Genomic DNA, 7,638 nt, shown 5'->3' on the forward strand with positions numbered 1-7,638 from the left:
GCTCAGGAGGCGGTGCGCTCCCGGCGGGAGAGCAGCCGCACCACGCCGTCGCCCAGGAGCTGCACGGCGGTGACGATGGCCAGCAGCACGACGACGGTGGCGACCATGAAGCCGGTCTCGAACCGCTGATAGCCGTAGGTGATGGCCTTGCTGCCCAGTCCCTCGGCGCCCACCGCCCCGGCCATCGCGGAGTAGCTGACGAGGGTGATGACGGTGGTGGTCAGGCCGGCCACGAGCGAGGGCAGCGCCTGCGGCAGCAGCGCCTTGAAGACGACCGTGCCGGTGCCGCCGCCCATGGACAGGACGGCCTCGACCAGGCCGTGGTCCACCTCGCGCACGGCGGTCTCCACCAGCCGGGCGAAGAAGGGGATGGCGCCGATGGACAGCGGCACCACGGCGGCCGTCGGCCCGATGGAAGTGCCCACGACCATGCGCGTGAAGGGGATCAGGGCGACGACGAGGACGATGAAGGGCAGGGAGCGCCCGACGTTGACCACGACGCCGAGGGCCTTGTTGACCGTTCTGTTCGCCAGCAGCCCGCCGCGGTCGGTGAGCACCAGCAGGACGCCCAGCGGGAGTCCGCCGAGGACGGTGACGAGGGTGGACCAGCCGACCATGTAGAGCGTGTCGATGGTGCCCTGGAGCAGTATCGGCTGCATCTCCTGCCAGGTCATCGGGCCTCCTCCACCGTCTCCGCGGTCTTCGCGGTCTCTGCGGTCTCCGCGGCCTCCGCCGCTTCTTCCGCCGTCGCCGCCCCTCCGGTCTCCTCGGCCGCCTCGGCCGCCTTCGCGCCCGCCGCGCCGTCCGTCTCCTCCGCGACCTCCACGGTCAGGCCCCGCTCGCGCAGGAAGCCGATCGGTACGACGTTGTCCTCGTAGCGGCCCGGGAGTTCGATCCGCATCCGGCCGACCTGGCGGCCGCCGATGGTGTCCATGGCCGCGCCCAGGATCGACACGTCGATGTCGTAGGTGCGCGACAACTGGGAGATCAGCGGCCGGGCCGTGCTCTCGCCGTGGAAGGTGACGTCCACGACGGTGTGCTCCCCCGCTCCGGGCCGGCCGCCCAGGGGGAACAGCTCGCGGGCCAGTTCCGAGCCGGGGGTGGCCAGCAGCCCGGAGACGGTGCCGGACTCGACGATCCTGCCGTCGCGCATCAGCGCGGCCGAGTCGCAGACCGTCTTGACGACGTCCATCTCGTGCGTGATGAGCAGCACCGTCAGACCGAGCTGCCGGTTGAGGTCGCGCAGCAGGGACAGGACGGAGCGGGTGGTCTCGGGATCGAGGGCGGAGGTGGCCTCGTCCGACAGCAGCACCTTGGGGTCGCCGGCGAGCGCGCGGGCGATGCCGACGCGCTGCTTCTGCCCGCCCGAGAGCTGGGCGGGCCAGGCGCGGGCGTGGTCGGCGAGGCCGACCAGTCCGAGCAGTTCCCGCGCCTTGCGGGCGCGCTCCCGGCCGGGGACTCCCAGGATCTCCAGCGGCAATTCGACGTTGCCCTGGACGGTCCGGGAAGACAGCAGGTTGAAGTGCTGGAAGACCATGCCGATGCGGCTGCGCGCCCGGCGCAGCTCGGCGCCGGCCCGCCGTCCGCGTCCGGCCAGGGCGGTGAGGTCCTGGCCGTCGACGACGACCGTGCCGGAGGTGGGCCGCTCCAGCAGGTTGACGCAGCGGATGAGGGAGGACTTCCCGGCGCCGCTGCGTCCGACGACGCCGAAGACCTCGCCCTCGCGGACGTGCAGATCGACGCCGTCGAGCGCGGTCACGTCGCGGCCGCGGGATCGGTAGACCTTGGTGAGTCCCGTAGTGGTGATCACTGGGTGGGTGTCCGTCACTGTCGAGTGCGCGGCGCGCGGGTACGGCGCCGGGCACGGGGGTGTTCCTGGCGAAAGAGGTGGGAACCGGCAGCCCGGAGCGCCGTGGAGCGACGGGACTGCGGGTGAGCGCGGGCCGAGCGGGTCCGGTCCGTGCCGGTGGTCGGCGCGGAGCGGGGCTCAGGTCTCGCTTCGGGGCGCGAGGCGGCTCAGACGGGGGCCCTCAGCGGTGACACATTCGACACATGCAACGAGCACCGGGCGTCGTCGTCGCCTCGGTCGCGGGGATGCGGATGCTCGTCGCGGTCATGGCGACGAGTAAACCAGATGTCCGACTCCCGTACGCACATGGCGGACACGTTGTCCGGATAGTGGACAACCGGCAAGGGTGCGGCACCCGTTCAGTCCTCCGTGACGATCCCCGGTCCACCGGCCGTGACCTGCACGGACACGGCCGACAGATCCTTACCACGGGCATGGGCGGGCAGGTCGCCGCGCTCGCGCGTTGTGGCCAAGGCCACGGTTGTCATACCCGCCGCGCGGCCCGCCGCCGATCCGGCCGGGGCGTCCCCGGGGACCCACGCGGCGCGCCGGGTCCACGCCCGGCTTCGCGGCGACCGGCGGACAGGGCCCGGCGGGGCCGGGCCCGCCCCGGACGGGGTCCCCGGCGGCGACGCCGTACTCCCGCGCCCGGCGGGTCCGGCGGCGGGCGACGGACTCCGGAGACGGCAGCGGGGTTCCGCCGCTGCCGGACGGCGCGGCGTCGGCGCGGCTCCTCACCCCGGCCGGCGTACGAGGCGCCCGGGGGCCGCACGCGGTGGGCCGTTTCGTCCGTAATACAGTGCCGACATGCTCACCCCGCTGACGGTCGCGGTCGCCGTGGCCGCGCTCGCCCTGGCCGCCTGGTGCGGCTTCGCGGCCTACCGGGACCAGCCGACCAAGGACTGGCACTTCGCCGGCATGGCCGTGGTGACCGCGCTCGCCCTGGTCCAGTTGGTCGTCGGCATCGTGCAGCTCGCGCGCGGCGAGCGGCCGGACGGCGGCACGGTGGTCTTCGTCGGCTACCTGTTGGGCATCGTGGCCTGCGTCCCCGCGGTCGGCTTCATGTCGCTGGCCGAGCGGACCCGCTGGGGCTCGGCGACGGTGGCCGCGGGCGCGGTGGTGATGGCCGTGCTCCAGGTGCGGCTGTACGACGTGTGGGGAGGCGGCGGTCATGGCTGAGAAGCCGCGGACGCCCGCCGCGGGGAACGCCCCGGAGGGACTCGGCCACGGCCCGGGCCGGCTGCTGGTCACGGTGTACGGGGTCTTCGCCGTCGGCGCCACCTCCCGCTCGGCCTTCCAGCTCGCCACCCGCTTCCACGAGGCGCCGCTCGCCTACGTGCTCTCGGCGGTGGCCGCGGTGGTGTACGTGGTCATCACCCTCGCCCTGGTCCGCGGCGGCGGGGTCGCCCGTACGGTGGCGACGGCCGGCTGCGCGGCGGAACTGGCCGGGGTGCTGACGGTCGGCACCTGGACCGTGCTCGACCCGGACGCCTTCCCGGACGCGACGGTCTGGTCGGACTACGGCCTGGGCTACCTGCTGCTTCCGCTGGTCCTGCCGGTCCTCGGCCTGGCGTGGCTGCGGCGCTCGCGGCGGCGGGCGGCGTAGGGGCCCGGACGGACGGCCCGGGGCCCGGCGGCCCGGCCCGGACGGGTGCCACGGGTGCCGGGGAATCAGGCGCTGGCCGCGTAGTCCTGGGAGACGGCCTCCTCCTCCAGGGTCTCCCCCAGGGTCTTCTCCAGGGTGATCCGGGTCAGCCGGGCGGAGACCCGTTCGGTGCCCACGGGGGTGTAGCCGAGCCTGCTGTAGAGGCGCAGGTTGCCCGCGCTGCGGTGGCCGGTGAACAGCCGGTAGCGCTTGACGGACCGTTCCTCCGCCAGCCGCTCCTCGATCGCCGACAGCAGCCGCCTGCCGAGGCCGTGCCGCTGCATGCGGGGATGCACGATCAGCTTGTCGAGCGTCGCCGTGCCGTCGTCGTCGACGCCGCCGCGCACCGAGCCGACGACCTCCTCGCCGAGCCGGGCCACCAGCACGCAGCCGTGGGCCAGTTCGGCGCGCAGGTCGTCGAGGGTCTGGGTGAGCGGCTCGATGCCGTAGTCGCCGTACAGCGCGGCCTCGGACTGGTAGCAGAGGTACTGCAGTTTGAGGATCTGCTCGGCGTCGCTGTCCTTCGCCGCAGAGATGGTCACGCTCATTCCCATGTGCGCACGTCTCCCCATGATGTGTCTCGCCCGGGCGCACGTGTGGGAACGAGGGTCGCGCACCCGAACTGTCTGCCCTGATGACGCCGGTGGTTTACCGCACCCTTCCCCCGAGCCCGGGAGGCGCAACCTCCGTCGTGAGCATTCTGCGCAGGCAATCGATGCAACGGGAACGCATCGGCCCCAGACTGCCCTGTGAGATTCCCAACTCGCGGGCCACCTCTGGGTAGGTGGGGTCCCGGTCCGACAGCAGGGCGGCGAGCACCGCGGGGCACCGGCCGGGCAGCCTCCCGACCGCCGCGCGCAGGATCCGCCGCCGTTCGGCGCGCAGGACGCGGCTCTCGGCGCTGTCGGTGTCCCCGGCGCCGTCCCCGGCGCCGGGCGCCGGCCCGCCCCCGGGTGCGGACGTCACCGGGTCGTAGGGCACCTCGCGCCGCGCCCGGCGCCGCGCGGCCCGCACCTCGGCCCGTACGGCCGCGCGCAGCCAGTGCTCGGGACGGGACGGCGGACCGCCCGCCCGGCCGCGTTCCAGCCAGCGCAGCCACACCGCCTGTTCGAGGTCGGCGGGTTCGACGCCGTGGCCGGCCGCCTCCGCGGCGCACTCGGCCGCCAGCAGGGGGCGGAGGGACGGCGGGAGGGCGGCCGGGTGGGCGGCTGGAGGGGCGGGGAGGGTGTCGTCCGGCGTCACGGCTGCCGGGACGGCACGGTACGGCGCACCGGTTGCGCGGACGGCCGGTGATCACCCGCGCGGGTGAGGCGTCCACGAGCCGGTGCGGCCCCGGTGCCGGAGGCCCGGCGCCGGGGAGGCGTTCAGCCCCGGCGGAAGTCCTCGGCGGCCAGCAGCGCCGTGTCCGGGTGGTCGGAGAAGATGCCGTCGATGCCGGTGGCGAAGTACGTCCGCAGGGCCCCGAAGGCGTCCCCGTACGCGTCGGGGTCGGTGCCGCGGCGGAAGTCGGCGGGCAGGAACCGGTTCTCGTTGCGCAGGGTGTACGGGTGGAGCAGCAGGCCCCGGGCGTGTGCGTCGCGGACCAGGGTGGTGGGCTCGCCGAGCCGTCCGTCCGCCCGGCGGGGGATGACGAGGTCGAGCGTGGGGCCGATGCCCTGGGCGAAGCCGGAGATCCACTCCAGCCCTTCGGGCGTGACCAGGTCGGCCACGGTGCGCGGGTCGCCGGACTCCACGAAGTCCCACGGCCGGGAGCCGGCGGAGGACAGCAGCACCACGCGCGGGGTCTCCACCAACTCGCCCAGCCGCCGCACGCTGCCGGGCTCGAAGGACTGCAGGAAGGTCGGGGAGTCGGCGCGGTGCCGGCCGTACCTGCGCAGCAGCCGCGCCAGCGGCTCCTCCAGGCCGAGTCCCAGCCCGCGGAAGTAGCTCGGGTGCTTGGTCTCGACGTGGAGGTGGACCGGCCGTCCGCGCCTGCGGCCCTCGCGGTCGGCCCAGCGCAGCACCTCCTCGAAGGAGGGCACCGTCCAGCGGCCGTCGTAGAGGGTGTTGTGCGGGCGGGTGTCCGGGATGCGCTCGGTGGCGCGGAGCGTCTTGAGTTCGGCGAGGGTGAAGTCCTCGGTGAACCAGCCGGTGAGTTCCGTGCCGTCCACCGTCCTGGTGGTCCTCCGGTCGGCGAACTCCGGGTGGTCGGCCACGTCCGTGGTGCCGGTGATGTCGTTCTCGTGACGGCAGACCAGGTGGCCGTCCCTGGTGGGGACGAGGTCCTGCTCGATGACGTCCGCGCCCATGTCGAGGGCGAGTTGGTACGCCCCGAGGGTGTGCTCGGGGCGGTAGCCGCTGGCGCCGCGGTGGGCGATGACGGCGGGCACCGGCAGGGCCCCGCGCCCCCGGCCCGGACGGCCCCGCCCGGCGGCCGCGGCCGCCGGTCCCGCGCCCAGCGCCCCCGCACTCAGCACCGCCGCGCCCAGCACCGTTCGGCGGCCGGGCCGCCGCACCTGTTCCCCTGCCACGGGCACTCCTCTCCCCACGCCTGCTCGCTCCTGTCCCGCACCTGACAAGCGACGGGACCCGCGCATGGTAGGCGCGCCCCGCCGTCCGCCGGGAGACCGCGGGCGGAACGTGACGCAAACGGCTGACAAAGGACACCGACACCGGGTATCCGTCGTGTGAACCCGGCGCGCGCGCCGCGGAGATCCGCGAGTATCGTCCTCACCTGCGCGGGTGTGCGCGCTGACCGTCACGACCGGAGGGCATGTTGTCCCGTTTCCAGCTCATCAAGGCGTTGCTCGGACCGCTGCTGCGCGTGCTGTTCCGTCCCCGGGTCGAGGGGGCCGAGCGCATTCCGGGCAGCGGTCCGGTGATCCTGGCCGGAAACCACCTCACGTTCATCGACTCGATGATCCTCCCGCTCGTGGTCGACCGGCAGGTCTTCTTCATCGGCAAGGACGAGTACGTCACCGGCACCAGCCTCAAGGGCCGTCTGATGGCCTGGTTCTTCACCGGCGTCGGCATGATCCCCGTGGACCGCGACGGCGGGCACGGCGGCGTGGCGGCCCTGATGACCGGCCGCCGGGTGCTGGAGGAGGGCAAGGTCTTCGGCATCTACCCGGAGGGCACCCGTTCCCCCGACGGCCGCCTGTACCGCGGCCGCACCGGCATCGCGCGGCTGGCGCTGATGACCGGGGCGCCGGTGGTCCCGTTCGCGATGATCGGCACCGACCGCGTGCAGCCGGGCGGCCGGGGCCTGCCCCGCGTCGGCCCGGGCCGCCGGATCACGGTCCGCTTCGGCGAGCCGCTGGACTTCTCCCGCTACGACGGCATGGACCGCGACCGCTACGTGCTGCGGGCCGTGACGGACGAGGTGATGAGCCACGTGATGCGGCTGTCGGGCCAGGAGTACGTGGACATCTACGCCACCAAGGCCAAGGCCGCCTGATCCGGCCGCACCCCGCCGCCCTCCGGCCGGTGGACGCGCACGGTGCCGCCCGCGGGGTCCGCGGGCGGCACCGGCCGTCCGGCCGATCCTGCGGCCCGTCAGCCGCAGACGATCAGGGACATGACGGAGAGGGGGTCGCACAGCACGCTGTGGGTGCTGTCGCCGACCGTCCGACCGTCCGTCACCGACTCTTCTTCGGATTGCAGTTCCTGCAGGTCGTACAGACCGAGTTCCCTCATGTCCGCGTCTCCTTCGGTGGCCTCCCCGCCGGGGGAGGGAACCTCCCCGGAACCGGCCGGCTCCGGGAATCCGTGGAGCGGGCGGCCGACCGTCAGACGCAGAGGAGGATGGACAGCTCGGAGGAGTTGTCGCACGCCAGCAGGCTCGTGTGGCTGTCGCCCTGCCAGCCGTCCTCCCGGCCGGGCGCACCCGGGGGCCGTGCGCTCTCCAGTTCCTGCAGGTCGTACAGGCTCATCTCGTCCCTCATCGCCGCCCTCTCGTCGCCGTTGCGTTCCGGCGCCCCGGCCGGGGCGCCGCTTCCCGTGACCGGACGCCCTCCGGTCCGTCAGGAGCAGACGGATATGGACATGGCGGACACGGGAGGCAGGCAGAGCAGGAGGCTGTGGCTGCTGTCGCCGTCCACCCCGGCCCTCCCGCCGGCCGTGCCCGGCTCTCCCCCGCACTCCAGCTCCTGCAGGTCGTACAGGC

At 73.9% G+C, this 7,638-nt stretch carries 11 protein-coding genes; 3 read left to right on the forward strand and 8 right to left on the reverse strand.

Annotation, left to right across the window (positions count from 1 at the left end; all coding sequences use genetic code 11):
• Nucleotides 1-2: 2 nt before the first annotated feature.
• Together VE546_RS06065 and VE546_RS06070 are read right to left on the reverse strand one after the other, a co-directional pair.
• On the reverse strand, nt 3-674 hold the full coding sequence (locus VE546_RS06065; RefSeq protein WP_324919330.1) for a methionine ABC transporter permease: 672 nt from the start codon (nt 672-674) through the stop codon (nt 3-5).
• Nucleotides 671-1,810 (reverse strand): methionine ABC transporter ATP-binding protein, encoded by a 1,140-nt coding sequence (locus VE546_RS06070; RefSeq protein ID WP_324919332.1) that lies wholly within the window; start codon nt 1,808-1,810, stop codon nt 671-673. The genes VE546_RS06065 and VE546_RS06070 overlap by 4 nt, the downstream gene beginning before the upstream one ends.
• Before the next feature lie 846 nt (nt 1,811-2,656).
• On the opposite strand from VE546_RS06070, the gene VE546_RS06080 reads away from it, so the two are divergent.
• On the forward strand, nt 2,657-3,028 hold the full coding sequence (locus VE546_RS06080) for a hypothetical protein (RefSeq protein ID WP_324919334.1): 372 nt from the start codon (nt 2,657-2,659) through the stop codon (nt 3,026-3,028).
• Nucleotides 3,021-3,455, forward strand: coding sequence for a hypothetical protein (locus tag VE546_RS06085; RefSeq protein ID WP_324919335.1), 435 nt, complete (start codon nt 3,021-3,023; stop codon nt 3,453-3,455). The genes VE546_RS06080 and VE546_RS06085 overlap by 8 nt, the downstream gene beginning before the upstream one ends.
• Before the next feature lie 65 nt (nt 3,456-3,520).
• On the opposite strand, the gene VE546_RS06090 is transcribed toward VE546_RS06085, so the two are convergent.
• The 3 genes from VE546_RS06090 to VE546_RS06100 all read right to left on the reverse strand — a co-directional run bounded on the left by VE546_RS06090 (nt 3,521) and on the right by VE546_RS06100 (nt 6,004).
• A complete protein-coding gene (locus tag VE546_RS06090) occupies nt 3,521-4,048 on the reverse strand; it encodes a GNAT family N-acetyltransferase (RefSeq protein ID WP_324919337.1) in 528 nt (175 codons plus the stop codon).
• Between the two features lie 94 nt (nt 4,049-4,142).
• On the reverse strand, nt 4,143-4,736 hold the full coding sequence (locus VE546_RS06095; RefSeq protein ID WP_324919339.1) for a sigma-70 family RNA polymerase sigma factor: 594 nt from the start codon (nt 4,734-4,736) through the stop codon (nt 4,143-4,145).
• Nucleotides 4,737-4,858: 122 nt separating this feature from the next.
• Nucleotides 4,859-6,004, reverse strand: coding sequence for a glycerophosphodiester phosphodiesterase (locus tag VE546_RS06100; RefSeq protein WP_324919340.1), 1,146 nt, complete (start codon nt 6,002-6,004; stop codon nt 4,859-4,861).
• 245 nt (nt 6,005-6,249) lie between these two features.
• Between VE546_RS06100 and VE546_RS06105 the strand changes: the two genes are divergently transcribed.
• Entirely contained in the window at nt 6,250-6,930 is a 681-nt protein-coding gene (locus tag VE546_RS06105) for a lysophospholipid acyltransferase family protein (RefSeq protein WP_324919346.1), read from the forward strand.
• A gap of 98 nt (nt 6,931-7,028) precedes the next feature.
• On the opposite strand, the gene VE546_RS06110 is transcribed toward VE546_RS06105, so the two are convergent.
• From VE546_RS06110 to VE546_RS27950, 3 genes are all read right to left on the reverse strand, one after another.
• Nucleotides 7,029-7,169 (reverse strand): SapB/AmfS family lanthipeptide, encoded by a 141-nt coding sequence (locus VE546_RS06110; protein ID WP_324919342.1) that lies wholly within the window; start codon nt 7,167-7,169, stop codon nt 7,029-7,031.
• A gap of 92 nt (nt 7,170-7,261) precedes the next feature.
• On the reverse strand, nt 7,262-7,417 hold the full coding sequence (locus VE546_RS06115; RefSeq protein ID WP_324919344.1) for a SapB/AmfS family lanthipeptide: 156 nt from the start codon (nt 7,415-7,417) through the stop codon (nt 7,262-7,264).
• A gap of 78 nt (nt 7,418-7,495) precedes the next feature.
• Nucleotides 7,496-7,636 carry a SapB/AmfS family lanthipeptide gene (locus VE546_RS27950; RefSeq protein WP_414720413.1) on the reverse strand — a complete coding sequence of 47 codons (141 nt, stop codon included), beginning with the start codon at nt 7,634-7,636 and terminating at the stop codon, nt 7,496-7,498.
• Nucleotides 7,637-7,638 lie beyond the last annotated feature (2 nt).

The sequence above is a fragment of the Streptomyces sp. genome, from assembly GCF_035644915.1.
Classification (GTDB): domain Bacteria; phylum Actinomycetota; class Actinomycetes; order Streptomycetales; family Streptomycetaceae; genus Streptomyces.

Coding starts and splice junctions, on each gene's coding strand:
- VE546_RS06085 (WP_324919335.1), top strand. CDS start 3,021: ATGGCTGAGAAGCCGCGGACGCCCGCCGCGGGGAACGCCCCGGAGGGA.
- VE546_RS06065 (WP_324919330.1), bottom strand. CDS start 674: ATGACCTGGCAGGAGATGCAGCCGATACTGCTCCAGGGCACCATCGAC.
- VE546_RS06110 (WP_324919342.1), bottom strand. CDS start 7,169: ATGAGGGAACTCGGTCTGTACGACCTGCAGGAACTGCAATCCGAAGAA.
- VE546_RS06090 (WP_324919337.1), bottom strand. CDS start 4,048: ATGGGAATGAGCGTGACCATCTCTGCGGCGAAGGACAGCGACGCCGAG.
- VE546_RS06080 (WP_324919334.1), top strand. CDS start 2,657: ATGCTCACCCCGCTGACGGTCGCGGTCGCCGTGGCCGCGCTCGCCCTG.
- VE546_RS06115 (WP_324919344.1), bottom strand. CDS start 7,417: ATGAGGGACGAGATGAGCCTGTACGACCTGCAGGAACTGGAGAGCGCA.